This window comes from Chitinophaga sp. 10T418 (genome assembly GCF_056394125.1).
Genome location: NZ_JBFTHG010000004.1, coordinates 1 through 16,893 on the forward strand (window position 1 = coordinate 1; position 16,893 = coordinate 16,893).

Annotated in this window: 2 protein-coding genes; both read right to left on the reverse strand. The window is 47.7% G+C overall.

What is annotated here, in order from left to right; translation table 11 throughout:
* Nucleotides 1-14,850: Ig-like domain-containing protein (locus AC1DCV_RS12190; protein ID WP_477023433.1), on the reverse strand; the 14,850-nt coding region annotated here is incomplete at its 3' end.
* A gap of 460 nt (nucleotides 14,851-15,310) precedes the next feature.
* A complete protein-coding gene (gene atpA, locus AC1DCV_RS12195; protein WP_477023434.1) occupies nucleotides 15,311-16,888 on the reverse strand; it encodes a F0F1 ATP synthase subunit alpha in 1,578 nt (525 codons plus the stop codon).
* Nucleotides 16,889-16,893: the final 5 nt, after the last annotated feature.

A 16,893-nucleotide genomic window follows, 5' to 3' on the forward strand; every position in this document is an offset into this window, starting at 1 on the left:
TACCGCATCTGTGATACTTACACCTGTTGCGCTGGAAGGACCGGCGTTAGTAGCAGTAATCACATAACGAACCGTATCGCCAGCATTCACCTGCGCGTTACCTGTCTTCACAATACTTAATTGTGATTGTGCACGTACCTGCGTTGTAGCCGTTCCATTTACCGTATTATTATTCACATCTGTTGCACTTGCTGTATTCGTAATACTGCCGATAAAATCAGGATTAATTTTACCGCTAATCTGTATGTTGATGGCATTACCTGCACCAGCGGTGATATTACCCGTCAATGTTACATCGCCGCTGCCGGTGCTGTTACCTGTGATAGATGCGGCTCCGGTGGTATTGGCCGTCCAGCTTACACCACTGAGTGTATCAGATACAATATCACTGATCTTCACACCAGTAGCATCAGATGGCCCGTCATTCGTTACAGTTATAGTATACTTCAGACTATCACCTGCAATAGCGGTAGCTGCTGCTTGTTTCACGATACGCAGCGTTGGTTTCTTCGTCACTACCGTGATCACCGGCGTACTCGGAATAGAATCTCCTGTAGCTGGTTTCAGTACAGCAATATTAGATACAGAAGTAGTCACACCGGATGCTACTACTCCCGTGATATTTACCACGATGGTATTACCACTGCCTACACCTATATTTCCTTTCACCAACACATTATTACCACTGCCTGCTGCACCGCTGGTTACCTGCGAAGTACCAGCCGCTACTGCGGTCCATGTTACGTTACCAACCATCGCCGGTACCGCATCTGTGATACTTACACCTGTTGCACTGGAAGGACCAGCGTTGGAAGCCGTGATCACATAATGAACGGTATCGCCCGCATTCACCTGTACATCACCCGTTTTGATAATGCTTAACTGAGAACTGGCAGTTACCTGCGTGGTGGCTGCAGCTGTTACCGTCTTATTATTTGCATCTGTTGCACTGGCCGTATTCGTAATACTACCAATAAAGTCTGGATTGATTTTACCACTAATCTGTATGTTAATGGCATTGCCCGCACCAGCGGTGATATTACCCATCACTGCTACATTACCGACACCACTGCTGTTACCGGTTATTTGCGCCGCGCCAGTGGTAGTAGCTATCCAGCTTACACCACTCAGTGTATCAGATACGATATCGCGGATCTGGATGCCAGTAGCATCAGATGGCCCATCGTTAGTGACACTGATGGTGTACTTCAAGCTATCGCCTGCATTAGCAGTGGCAGCCGCCTGTTTCACGATGCGGATCTGCGCTTTACGGCCAATAGTAGTGATTACCGGCACCGTAGTGATGGTAGTAGTATCTGGTCTTGTTAAAGTAGCCGTATTGCTGATACTGGTGGCGGCACTGTTGGCAGGAATGCTTCCTTTAATCCGCAACAATATCTTATTCGCTGTACCTGCCGGGATGTTGGCTCCTATCGAAACATTGTTACCAGCGCCGGCAGCGGCACCAACGATAGCAGCACCACCATTGGCGATGGCAGTCCAACTCACACCAGTAATGGTGGTAGGTACTATATCCGTAACGGTAATACCGGCAATATCTGAAGGACCCGCGTTAGTAACCGTTACATCGTAACTAATCGTATCGCCTGCATTCACAGCAGCCGGACCTGTTTTAGTAATCGTCAACGCTGACTGCGGTGTTACCCTTGTAGTGGTAATACCGGAGGAAGTCCGTTCTCCATTTGAAGTGGCGAATGCCTGATTATTCAGGATACCACTAAAGCCTGGCGCAATGCGACCAACAACCTGTATGGTAACAATATTACCTGCTCCAGCCGGCAGCACTGCCTGTAACGCGATGTTATTGCCAGTACCGGAGGAAGTACCACTCACCTGTGCAGTGCCTTTTGTAGTGGCACTCCAACTCACACCAGAAAGCGTGTCCGAAACAATATCGCTGATAGCAACCGCTGTTGCGTCAGAAGGTCCGCTATTAGATACGTTGATAACATACCGCAAACTATCGCCTGCAATACCTGTTGGAGGCGCCTGTTTCACGATGCTGATGCGGGCTTTGCGGCTGATGGTGGTCACTACAGGTACACTGTTGATGTTACTTCCATCCGGTTGTTTTAATACCGCCTGATTGCTGATGCTTTCAGCGATGGTATTAGCAGGTACTTTTCCGTTAATGAGTACCTGTATATTATTGCCTGCGCCACCATCAATATCTCCCAACACGCTGATGTTATTACCCGTTCCGGCAGTTGCGCCATTGATTACCGCGTTACCATTAGCCACTGCTGTCCAGGTAACATCTGTAACCGTTGCCGGCACTACATCAGTGATGCCGACACCGGAGGCATTGGATGGTCCGAGATTAGTGGCAGTTATCAGGTAACTGATCACATCGCCGGCATTCAATGTAGCTGGCCCGGATTTACTAATCGCCATTTGTGCCAGTTGTTTTACCTCAGTGGTTACACTGGCATTGTATGCTTTACCCAGATTATCTGTTGCAGTAGCGATATTGGTGATCACTCCTGTGAAATCAGGATCAGCAATACCGGTCACTATTACATGTATACCATTGGTATTACCTGCCGGTACATTACCATGGAAATTAATGGTATTACCAATACCTGTTACTGCAGTACCAGCAGCCAGCGTAGCACTGCCATCCAGGCTTATACTCCAGGTGACCTGTTTGATCTGTGCAGGCACAATATCTTTTACGAGCGCATTTACCAGGTCGGACGGACCAGCATTCGTCAGGTCTATGTTATAGCTAACTTGGCTGCCTGCATTCACCTGTTGCGGGCCTGATTTAGTAATGGATACTCCCGGCGTATTAACGATGCGGGTACTCACTGAATCCTGCGCTACCACCGTTGCATTAAACTGCAGGGAAGCCTTGTTCAGAATAGTACCAGTTTGGCCGGTAGCAATAGTACCATTAACCGTAACAACGATACTACCTCCTGCAGGAATATTTCCATTCACAGATATATTGTTGTTATTGCCGGTGGCAGCACCAATGATAGTTGCTCCGTTTGCAACGGCGGTCCAGCTAACCTGCTGTACCCCTGCGGGCACAATGTCATTGATCGTTACATTACTGGCGTCAGACGGACCTGTATTGGATGCTTCAAGTACATAAGTAATACGTCTGCCAGCGGCCAGGGTATCAGGGCCGGATTTACGCAACTGTAATCCTGGTTCAGCTACCACATTAGTGACTACCGGAGCAGTAGGTACTTCCGGCAAATTATTTATCGTATATCCGGCCACGTTAGTAACCGCTCCGGTAAACGAAGGTGCAATGGTACCGGTAATACTTACCAATACCCGGTTCGCTATACCAGCTGGCACATTGGCAACGAAGGATACGTTACCTGTTCTGCCGATGATATTACCACCATTGATGGCAGCAGCACCAGCAGCGGTAGCAGACCACACCGGATTCTGAAGTTGAACCGGCAGTATATCTGATACGGTAATGGCGGTCGCATCGGAAGGACCTCCATTAGTCAGCACCATGGTGTAAGTGATTTGTGAACCAGCGACAGCCCTGGACGGACCGGATTTCACCAAACGTATGGCCGTGCGATTCGCTACGGTGGTAACCACATCATTGGACGAAGTAGTTGTACCATTCACTGTTGCACTGGCCACATTTCTTATACTGCCCGCAAAGGCAGGATCAATGATGCCATTGATGACGATGTGTATTACATTGCCGCTGCCTGCGGGAATGCTACCGGTGATATTAACATTGCCTGTTTGACCCGTAACATTACCCCCACTGATGGTGGCTGCACCTGCTGCGGTAGCTGACCATACTGCCTGTTGCAGTTGTGCAGGTATCACATCTGTCAATACCATATTTACCGCATCAGATGGCCCATCGTTATACGCATCTATAGTATAGGTAATGGCTCCACCGGCAGTAGCACTGTCTGGTGCTGATTTCACCAGGCGAAGACCAGGGTTACCTGTAATTTCTGATATAGCCGTTGCCGTTACAGGCTGTCCATCGACAGGGGTTACATTCGCCACGTTGGTGAGTGTACCGTTGGATGCCGCATCTACGGTGCCAGTGATCGTTACCACAATGCTATTTGCACTGCCAGCCGGAAGGTCAGCCGTAAATACCACATTACCGGAACGATTGCTGATATTTCCGCCTGTGATAGCAGCACTGCCACCTGCTGTAGCATTCCATGTTGCGTTCTTAATGGCAGCAGGTATCTGATCGGACACCGTGATACCATTGGCAGTAGAAGGACCGCTATTGGTCACTTTCAGGACGTAACTGATAGACTGACCAGCAGCTATTTTCGCAGGGCCAGACTTGCTGATCTGCAGGGATGGCTTGTTAACAATATTGGTATTGACAACATTACTGTTAGTCGTTTGTCCATTTACGGTAGCCACCGCACTATTGGTAATAGTGCCATTGGCAGCCGGATCTGTAGTACCAGTGACAATCACCGTCAACACACTATCCACAGGAATATCGCGGGTAACAGATACGTTACCGGTACCGGAATTAGTCGTTCCGTTTCCAGTGGCTGTCCATGATGGTAACAGCACTGCAGCTGGTATAATATCCTCCAGTTTAACGCCTGTGGCGTTAGAAGGTCCGTTGTTACGGAGTTCCAGGCGGTAAGTGATCGCTGAACCTGCGATAATTTCTGCAGGGCCGGATTTCACCAGCACCAGTCCGGGCTGACTTGTTACCACTGTATTTACTGTAGCAGTAGCAGGCACCGGATTAGTCACTCCCGGAGGAGGTGTAGCCGTAGCAGTGTTAGTGAGTGTGCCTGTGAAATCAACTGCTACGATACCGTTGATGGTGAGTGTAACAGTGTCCGTATTAGCAGGTAAATCTGTCGTCAGGTGAATACTGGCAGCGGAGCCATTGTTAGGTGAAACGGTAGCACCGCTGGTAGCGGTAGCGGTCCAGTTCAGATTCGTAATACCTGCCGGCACTACGTCATTAATATCGGCACCTGTTACACCGGCAGGGCCAGCGTTATACACTTTCACCACATAAGTAATCGGCTGTCCGGCAGCCATAGCTGACGGCGCTGTTTTACTGATGCGAAGGTTCGCCGTTTTATTAACGGTTGTAACCACTTGACTGCTTTTGATGCTGCCGAAAGTGGCGGTGGCGGTATTAGTGATCGTACCACCGGAAGTAGCGCCTACAATTCCCTTAATATTTATCTCTATGCTTCCTGTTTGATTTGCTCCCAGTAATCCAGTGAGATTAATATTATTTCCTGTGCCGGAAGGAGCTGAAACGTTAGCAGTACCGGTAGCTACCGCCGTCCAGGTTACCCCGGATACCGCAGCAGGAACAATATCTGCAATCGCTACACCATTGGCATCAGACAATCCGGTATTGATCACAAGGATACTATAGTTGATCGTATCGCCTACGTTAACAGCTGCAGGTCCGGATTTGGATAGCTGCAGTCCTATATCTGAAATAAGGGTGGTATTAATTGTACTGGAATTGTTAGCAGGAATAGTTTCTGTTACATCTGCCGGAGGAGCTACGGTAGCCGTATTAGTGAGGGTACCTATTGCTTCACTGGCAACCTTTCCATTGATAGTTATAATCACTTCATTACCTGCACCCGCAGCAATATCTGCATTCACCGTTACCAGTTTATCAACAATTACCGGCGTTTGTGCAGTAGCATTACCACGTATACTGGTTGTCACATTCGTGATAGTGGCAAAGTTCGGCACATTGTCGGTAATCACGGCATTCGCCACATCTGAAATGCCACGGTTAGTTACTACCAGCTGCCAGGTGATATCCTGCCCCGCAGCTCTGTTAGCAGGACCTGATTTCACAATCACAAGGTCTGCCGCTCTTGTAATATTAGTAATAACAGTAGCTGTGGCAGGCGTACTATCTGCTACTGCAGCAGGAGGTGTTGCAATGGCGGTATTGGCAATATCACCGGCTACAGCGCCTGGATTCACCCTGGCATTGATCATTATACTAATAATGCCCGTGTTAGCTGGTATATCAGCAGTTAAATCCACATTGCCGGTACCTGATGCGGCAGATACCGCAGCGCCGGTGCCTGTAGCCGTAGCAGTCCATGTAGCATCAATGATACCGGGAGGAATCATATCTGCTATATGCACCAGCTTTACGTTAGAAGGACCACGATTGGTAACCGTAATACTATAAGTAACAGGTTCTCCGGCCACGGCATTGGCAGGACCGCTCTTCACCAATTGCAGATCTGCTTTACGTGTAACCGTAGACGTTACTGCAGAAGAAACACCTGGCAATCCCGGAGGTGTGGCGCTGGCCACGTTAGCCAACACAATAGCTGTATAGTCAGGGCTCAATGTACCCGTTAAAGTGATGACAATACTATTGGCAGGAGCAGCAGGTATGTTACCGGTGATGTTGATATCACCCGTACCGCTGGTACTGCTTACACTGGTACCTGTGCCATTTGTAACAACTGTCCACGCAGGATTCTGCAATGCAGGATCTACCACATCTGCAATCACGGCGTTCACCGCATCAGATGGGCCATTATTAGTAATAGTGAGCGTGTAGGTCACATGATCACCTGCGCTGATGGCACCCGGTCCAACCTTCACAATCTGCAATCCGGGTGTACTGGTGATTGTTGTTATAGCAGTATCCTGTTTATCAGGCATACCTGGAATAGTGGCTACCACCCTATTTACCAAAGGAGCCCCGGTGTAGGAAGAGGATACTTTACCTGTCACCAACACCTGGATGGTATTCCCTGCGCCGGCTGGTACATTGCCGGTAACAGCAATGATATTACCACTTCCTGTGCCTCCTGCCGTCACCTGCCCGGTGCCGTTATTAACAGTTGTCCAGCTTACATTGGTAACACCTGCCGGTACGGTATCTTTTATGATGATGCCTGTAGCATCAGAAGGACCGTTATTACTTGCGGTGATGATCCACGAAATATCGCCTCCTGCAGGACTTTGCGTTGGTCCTGATTTGGAGATGCTGACCGCCGGAGAACTAATCACATGTGTAACGGCTTCATTGGAAGTAAATACCGGTTGTCCCGCAACAGTAGCGGTAGCGGTATTATTGATATCTCCTGCGAAGGCAGGGTCAATAGTACCCGTAATCGTGAGCAGCACAAAATTATTGTTGCCTGCCGGAATATCTGCTGTGAAGCTGATGTTATTGCCGTTGCCGGAACCACCCACCACTGTAGTGTTACCACCATGGGTAGCAGACCAGGTTACGTTTTTCACATTAGCTGGCACCACATCTGCGATTGTTATCTGTGATGCATCAGACGGGCCGTTATTGGTAATGTTTACGGTATATGTAATCGCACTACCGGCGGCTAATGTATCTGGAGCACTCTTCACCAATTGCAAAGCAGGTAAACTATTAACCGTTGTAATTACAGTTTCACTCTTCGCCGTATCTCTTCCTTTTTGATAAGTAACAGCAATGTTATTGAGTGTACCTGTAAAGTCCGGTGCTACTGTTCCGGTAACCGTAACCAAAATCTGGTTGCCCGTGCCGGCAGCCAGATCACCGGTGAGCAAAATGTTGTTACCAGTACCGGTATTGCCGGCTGTTATAGTAGCATTACCACTCACTGCAGATGTCCAGCTAACACCTGTAATTTGTGATGGTATTACATCCTGGATAAATATTTCTTTCGCATCAGACAATCCCAGATTGCTGGCTATCAATGTATAGGTGATCTGTTCACCTGCATTCACGGTAGCCGGACCGGTTTTACTAATATTAAGCCCCGGTTCATTGCTGATAATTGTTTGCTGAGAGGCAGATACAGGCGTGCTGCCTGTCACCGCCGCAGTAGCTGTATTCACAATAGTACCTGCAGCGGATGGATCAAGGGTACCATTGATGGTAATTTTTATTTTACCACTGTCTGCTGGTATATCGGCGATCAATGCCACATTATTGTTGGTACCGGTAGCTGGTCCGCTGATGACGGCGCCGCCGGAAGCCACTGCAGTCCAGTTAATATGCTGTACTTCCGTAGGTACCACATCTGCTATGTTAACAGCGGTGGCGTTGGAAGGACCGTTGTTGGTGATTTCCAATGTATACACTACATTTTCTCCACCTACGGCATTTTGCGGACCGGCTTTACTGATTTGTAACGATGGGGTATTCACCACCCTGGTAGTCACCGTATCAGAATGCACGGTTGGAACATCAGTACCAGTGGCGGTGGCAAAATTGCTCAACTGACCAGTAGCTCCCGGTGCTACTTTGCCCACAATCGTAATGGCAATATAATTGCCTGCACCTGCAGGTATCGTTGCGCCCACGGTTACTGTATTACCAGTGCCATTGTCGCCGGAACTAATGCTTGCGCTGCCACCAGGAGTAGCATTCCATACTACACCCGTCAGCGTATTATCTACAATATCAGAGATCGTAATATTCTGTGCATCAGACAATCCGGTGTTAGTGACCAGTAACTTGTAAGTGATTAGTTTACCTGCTACAATTGTATCAGGTGCATTCTTGTTAATAATCACCTTAGGATCACTGGTAACAGTGGTTACCACGCGTTCAGAAGCAATCGGAGGATTGCTGCCGTTACTGATGAATGCCTGGTTAGTAATTTGTCCTTTGAATGTTGGATTAATAATTCCACTTAAAAACACCACTGCATGATTGGTATCTCCTACCGGGAAATTACCGGTCAACTGCAGTATGCCGTTAATAATGGCAGATGATGCCACTGTAGTTCTTCCATAGGTATTTAACCGCACCTGTGGATCCAGTAACACTCCCGGTACGGTATCCAGCAGCTGTATATTAAAGGCATCTGATGGACCCGTATTACTTATGTTCAGGGTATATACAATCCTTTGACCTGCACTTGCTGTTGCAGGACCAGATTTGGAAAGCACCAGTCCGGGGTTATTATTGATAGTAGTAACAATATCGTTAGAAGGTAACGGAGGATCGTTATTCACCTGCACTTTTGCAGTGTTGGTAATGGTACCTCCGGCATCCGTTAATAAGGTACCTATGATGTGGATGATAATGCTGTTGTTCGGGCCGGCAGGTATATTAACCGTTTCCAGTACATTATTGGTATTACCGGTAGCACCGTTCACCACAGTTGCCGTACCGGTAGTAGCAGTGGTCCAGCTGGTACCGCTAATGTTAAGTGGTACGACATCCGTAATCACCGCATTCACGGCATCAGAAGGGCCATTGTTGGTGACAGTAATGGTATAATCTATCCCCGTACCTGCATCTGCCGCCAATGGACCTGTTTTCACGATTCGTAAGCCAGGTTTACTCACCACCCTTATTTCATTATTACCTGTAACGGTGGAACCGCCCGGAACACTTGCCGTGGCACTATTTACAATAGAATCTTTTGCAGCTGCATCCACAGTACCTGTTACTGTAACAATGATCATATTGCTGGTACCTGCCGGAATATCGGCAGTAGTGCTAACATTACTGCCACTGCCGGATACAGCACCTGTTACGGTAGCTCCGCCACTACCTGCTACCTGCCATTGTGGATTCAGAATAGCTGCTGGTATAGCATCTGCAATTACAACGCCTACAGCATCCGAAGGACCGCTGTTGGTAACACTGATCTTGTATTGAATAGCTTCTCCCGCATTAACACTACCTGCCGGGGTACTTTCTTTCGTAATATTCAGACCGGTTTTATTCTCTACAGTGGTAATAATCTTATTGGAAGATATCGGTGGTTGTCCAGGTATCGTAACTGTCGCGACGTTATTGAAACTGCCTGTAGCTGCAGTATTAACAGTACCGGTAATGGCTACATCCAGCTTATTAGCGCTGCCGGCCGGCAGATTAGCGGTAAAGACAACATTACCACTTCCACTGCTCACATTGGCACTCGCCGTACCCGATCCGGTGACTGTCCACGTTGCATTTTGAATAGCTGCAGGAAGCTGATCATTCACTACAGCTCCTACAAGGTCCGATGGCCCGGCATTCACCACCTGCACGTGATAGGTAATCGGCGTACCGGCTATTTCACTTACAGGGCCATCTTTTGTAATGGTTACATTATAGCGTGGCGCAGCGGTATCTGTATCCGTGGCGCTGTTTCCTGCTGGATTTACATTCACATATCCTGCAGGAACAATAGCGGTGGCGGTATTTACAAGGGGACCCGTGAAATTAGGCGGCACTACTAACGTTAAAGTATATACGACACCGACACCTGATGGTAAATCCCACTTTTGATCAATAGGACCAGTACCCTGTCCGCCTGGTTGTGACCCGGCAGTAAATGCGTAAGTCCAGCTGGCCGTAGTAATACCTGCCGGTAAAGGATCTGTAACATTCAATTGCAATACATCGGAAGGACCATGATTGGTGTATGCAATGTTATAAATCACCGATGTACCCGGTGTATACAACGTGGTTAAATCTGTTTTTGTCACCTCTACTTCTACCTTGTGTACAACAGGTGTAATAATAGTTGTATCAGCAGGAGTAGGATCAGTAGTACCAATAGGTGGTGTAGCAATCACCCTGTTGGATAAACTGTTACCGGCAAATCCTGCGGCTATACGTCCCGCAATGGTCAGCGACACGGATTGTCCAGGCGTCAATGAAACGCCTCTCCACTGGCTGGATGCCGGTATATAGCTACCTGCTGAAGGAATATAGTTTTCTGCTACAAACCCGGATGGTAAGCTATCTGTGACAGTAAATGCTTCTGTAGGTAATAATGTTGACGGACCATTGTTGGTCACTGTAATAGTATAAGTTAACGCTTCTCCGGCACCTGCGCTGGCAGGAGTGGCTGTTTTCGTCACCTTAAGATCCAATATAGCCGGTGTTACCTGTATGGTGGCAGTAGCCTGCGAACAGGCTCCCCTATCATCACAGGCGCGGTATACATAACTATCTGTACCAGTAAATCCGGCATTAGGCGTATAAGTGAAAGTGCCGTCTGTATTCAGTTGCAGGTTACCATTGGCAGGACCTGTTACCAATGCGGCTGTCAGCGTAGCATTTTCAGGGTCGCTGTCATTGGTTAATACATTTCCCTGTACCGGCACATCGCGGACGGTAGTGTATTGATCATCCACCGCCACTGGTGGTCTGTTAGGCACTGCACCTCTTACCGTAGAACTGTTATTACCTGTATTAGGGTCAGGTGTTCCTGCAGGAACAGGCACATTAGCCTGATTCACCAGTGAATCACCACCAATAGATGCCGGATCCACCGTTCCAGTTACTGTAATAACAATTTTGTTGCCGGCAGCAAAAGGCATATTACCGATAGCTGCAACAATAGCGCCACTGCCACTGGTAGGACTAACACTAACGCCTACACCGGTTACTGAGGATGTCCAACTGGCATTGATCATTTTTGCCGGCAGCACATCCTGTATTGAAAATCCGTTTACATCAGAAGGACCGAAATTCTCTACTGTGATAGTATAGCTTACCGGGCCACCGGATGTATAGGTGTTGCCTGCATCAGACTTAATTACGCTGAGATCCGCCTGTTTCACATAGTTCAGCACAACTGTATCTACAGAAGGCGGACAGTTACCATTGGTAATAGACCAGGTAAGTGTTGCATTGGTATTGGGTTGCAGCGTAATATTAGTATTGGGGTTAGCCGGATCTGTAATACTGGCTGATCCACTTACCAATGCCCAGGCTCCAGTACCAACAGTGGCTGCATTGGCGCCCATCGTAAATACGCCGCTGTTATTTTTTGTCTGGTCAGGACCTGCATTGGCGGTAGTAGGCAACGCATTTACCACTACCAGTACGGTATCGGCCGTAGTGGCGCAACTACCACTGCTAATGGTCCATCTGAACTGGTAGCTACCTGGCTGCAGTCCCTGCACCTGTGTAGTACCCAGGTTTGGATTGACAAAAGTAGCGGTTACTGCACCACTGATTTGTGTCCAGGTACCTACACCACTGGCTGGTATGTTACCTCCCAGCGTTGTGCTGTTTACGTTACATAAGGTTTGATCCGAACCTGCGTTCGCCGCGGAAGGCAACGGAGCTATCGTGATCAATACGGTATCAACAGAAGGCGGACATACGCCATTACGGATAGTCCATACAAAAGTAAAGGTGCCGCTGCTGAGTCCACTGATGCCGGCGTTAGGCAATGTGGTATCTGCTATCACTGCAGTGGCCGGACCGCTGACCTGCCGCCAGCCACCACTTCCAGCTATCGGGGTATTGCCCGATAACGTAGTGGCGTTTAAGTTACAAAGGTTCTGATCAGTACCTGCATTAGCGGTAGTAGGTGTAGCGCTGATCAGTACCGTGAGGGTATCACTGATCATATCCGCACAACCGGAGCCGGTACTGCTGACAATACGCCGGAAGTAGGTGGTTTGTGACACTACCGGTGCATCATAAGTTACCAGTGTTGCGCCGGCAATATCATTAAAAGTAGTATTGTTAAGAGATGATTGCCAGCGATAGGTATAAACGCCGGAGCCTCCCGTAGCTGGTGTTGTTTGTGTAAACGCTGCCGGATCTCCACTGCTGCAGAATGTTTGGTTTCCTGCTATTACGCCCGGCTGCAGTAGTGGGTTCACCGTAATCATGATAGCTGCACTGGTATCACTGCAACTACCGGAATTAACGATTCTTCTGAACCAGATATTTTGCGGAGATATTACAGGCGTATAGTCTTTACCGTTAGTAGTACCAGCGGCAGTAGCAAAGCCGGTAGTAGCACTGGTAATACTGGATTGCCATAGATATACCGGACTACCGGTAATGGCATTTCCAGTAAGCGCGGCTGGCGTACTGCCTATACAAATAGACTGCGGTGCATTGATTACATTACTACCAATGGCGGTAGAAACAGGAATGCTGCTGGTCTTAATATTATTACACCCGGTGCCGGAAGGCGCGCCATTACATTCCACATCAGGATCAGTAGGGTTGCCACTGGTAGCGCTGGTAGCATCGGGATCTGTTACATCCTTAGGACGTAATACACTGGATTTAGTAATGAGATTACCACCTACTGGCACATCTGTTAGTGTACCGGTGATCGTATAATTAATCACGGCGCCGTTGGGCATATTAAGTACTGCCGTGTAGGCATTACCGCTCACACCTCCGGATACAATCACCGCATTACCCGTAATCACGGGGCTAACCGTAACGTTGGTGAGCTGCGACGGGAAGGAGAAGCTGTAACGCGCGCCATTAGCGGAGTCCGGACCATTGTTCCGGACACTGGTGGTATAGCTAATCTGCTTGCCTGCACAGATAGCAGTAAGTGCCGGAATATTATTGATTACTTCCAGATCGGCCTGGTATTGTTTCACCGTGATGCTGGAAGTAAGCGGTGCGCTGAAAATATAAGCCCAGGTATCCAGTAAACTATTATCACCATAGCTATTCGTATACTTATGACCGTTAGTCGTACTATTAATACCGGGACTGGCAGAAGCATCAACGGGAACAGGGGCTCCCGTACCACTTCCCAGCAATTGATCATTCCAGTATACGGTAGGGTCAGGCGCATTGGATCCATTGGTACGGGTAATAACAATGCCATTCACATTATTCTCCACATCCATGTAAGGGAAATGCACTTCTCCGGAAAACAGTATCACAGAAATATTGATGGTGGTACCATTGGCCACATCCACACCGAGGCCGTTCTTGCCATCCCATAAAATAGCATTGTCTCCTGTAACAGATGATCCGGTAATAATACGATCCACAGGATCGGTGGTGTTGCCGTTATTATTTACGTCTATCAGAATTTTAAAATTCCCGTTCTGGTTAGCAGTAAAATGGACGTATCCTCCCCCCAACGGCGGTGTTCCGGAATGACCAGATGTACCTTCCCGACCCGTAAAAAAAACCTGGCTAACTACGGGATTGACAGGAGTACTAATTAACCAGGTGCTGGAGGCAGCTCCAGCCGCCCATACGGGTGCGCTCGCGGGTAAAGCACTACTAGGTGGATTATAAAAGAGTTTCTGGGTGATGTTGGTGGCATCATCCGGCAAAGTGGGATTATGAAAAGAATAAGCGCCACTGCTGGAAACAACGGAGTTGAGGTCTACACTTTTATATACCGGTACACCAGTGGCTTTATCACGGGTACCTTTGTTATTTACAAAAAAAGCAAAAAGGAAAGGTTGTATACCATTGCTGGCAGCGGTATAGGTAAATCCATCTTTGGTGAGTACATTAAACTTACCATAAAAAGCAGAAGCGGCGGTACCTGCATTACCTGTAAAAATATTCAGGAAGGTACGTCCTGATTGTGCAGTACCTGCACTGGCCACGGTAATATCCCAGGCCACTATCAGCGCCAGGGTGCTCACAGCAGTTTGATTGGCAATTGTCCAGGCGGCATTGGCTGCCGGGGGACTAAAGCCACTACCTAAAGAGGTGGATCCTGTATTTGGAGGATCAAACTCTATTGTCCATATGCCTTCTTCACTGGCCAGTACTGTTCTGTTATATGCAGTATATCCACCTACTGTCAATGCTGCAGGGCCTGCGAGTTCTTCTGCGCGGTTATTGATACGTCCTGTAGTGACGGAGGCGCCGGTGTTATAGGCGTTCCCGTTAGGGGCTATTAACCGGGTGGTGCCGGTACCTATCCCCTGGGCACTTGACCCTATATAAATCACTTCTCCCGCTTTCGCATATACGAACATTCTGCCGGGATTGTAAATATTCCCGATGAGCGCACTGGTAGCGGTAGAAGAGCTGGTCATGTAAGCACGGTTACCCAACGCACCGGACGGGTACATGTCTTTACTACCTTCTGCCAAACAGCAAATAACGGGGAACAGGAACAACCATACAATTGAACAAAGGGTCAGGAGTCTTTTCATACAAGCGTTTTGCATCTCAAGCAACTGCTGAACAGACACATACCATTAGCACACTACTTTCCCGGGGTTCAGGCAAGTGTATTTGATTTTCTGAAATGAATTAAAAGAAGTAATAGTTAAAATACCAATCTTCACAAGACTAACTACGAATACGGATTTCGGATACAATTTTGGCGATATTACTCTTAAGAAAGGAGGTTATGAAAATACTCTGGGTTGTAAGATTATGAGCTAAGACAGGAACCTTAATTCTGGTTTTTATAAATATTTGTTACACAGCAAATGTAGAGCGGCCTCTCCATATAAAGATCAGGTCGTTTATATTTTCTTTTTTAAAAGATTTATAATMAATTATATAAATACAATTTTATATTTAAATTATACGCCTTTTCATATAAAAAAAGCACCCTTTGCTGATATAGCAAAGGGTGCTTTTGTATGCTTAAGCGATGGAACGCTATTATGCGAATCTTGGTTTCAGTTCATTAGCCAAAGTAACCATTTTCTTGAGGCCATCTTCTGGCAGGTTACCTTTCTTGAACTCAGCCAGTACTTCTGGTAAACGAACCTGCATTTCATTCAGGAACGCTTCTTCGAAAGCACGTACTTGTTTAACAGGAACGTCACGCAGCAAACCGTTAGTACCCAGGTAAATCATCGCTACCTGTTTTTCTACGGAGTACGGACTGAACTGTGCCTGTTTCAGGATTTCCACGTTACGGGCACCTTTGTCGATAACTGCTTTGGTAGCGGCATCCAGGTCACCACCGAATTTGGAGAAAGCCTCCATTTCACGGTATTGTGCCTGATCGAGCTTCAGGGTACCAGATACTTTCTTCATGGATTTGATCTGAGCGTTACCACCCACGCGGCTTACAGAGATACCTACGTTGATCGCAGGACGGATACCGGCGTTAAACAGGTTACCTTCCAGGAAGATCTGACCATCGGTGATGGAGATTACGTTGGTAGGAATGTAAGCAGATACGTCACTCGCCTGTGTTTCAATGATAGGCAATGCTGTCAGGGAACCACCACCTTTTACCAGGTGTCTGATAGATTCAGGTAAGTCATTCATCTGTTGAGCGATGGCATCATTGCTGATGATTTTCGCAGCACGCTCGAGTAAACGGCTATGCAGATAGAATACGTCACCTGGGTAAGCTTCACGACCTGGAGGACGTTTCAGCAGCAAAGATACCTCACGGTAAGCAACCGCCTGTTTAGACAGATCATCATAAACGATCAGTGCAGGACGACCTGAGTCACGGAAGAATTCACCGATTGCAGCACCGGAAAACGGAGCGTAGAACTGCAGCGGAGCCGGATCAGCAGCGTTTGCAGCAACGATGGTAGTATAAGCCATGGCACCTGCTTCCTGTAATGTTTTCATTACACCGGCAACAGTGGATGCTTTCTGACCAATAGCTACGTATATGCAATAAACAGGTTTACCTGCATCGTAAAACTCTTTCTGGTTGATGATGGTATCAATACAGATAGCTGTTTTACCTGTCTGACGGTCACCAATTACCAACTCACGCTGACCACGACCAACAGGGATCATCGCATCAATTGCTTTTACACCTGTTTGCAGCGGTTCTTTAACCGGCTCACGGTACAATACACCCGGTGCTTTACGCTCCAGTGGCATTTCATACAGTTCACCTTTAATTGGACCTTTACCATCAATAGGTTCGCCCAGTGTATTGATTACACGACCTACCACACCTTCACCCACGTTAATGGAAGCGATTTTGTTGGTACGACGTACTTTATCACCTTCTTTAATACCTGCTGACTGACCCATCAATACCACACCCACGTTATCTTCTTCCAGGTTCAGTGCAATAGCTTTTACACCGTTGCTGAATTCAACCAGTTCACCGTAACCTACGTTACCCAAACCGTATATGCGGGCAATACCATCACCCACCGACAATACAGTACCTACCTCTTCCAGGTCGGCAGAAGCATTGAAGTTGCTCAACTGCTGGCGTAATATCGCCGAAATTTCATCAGGTTTAATATCAACCATAATTA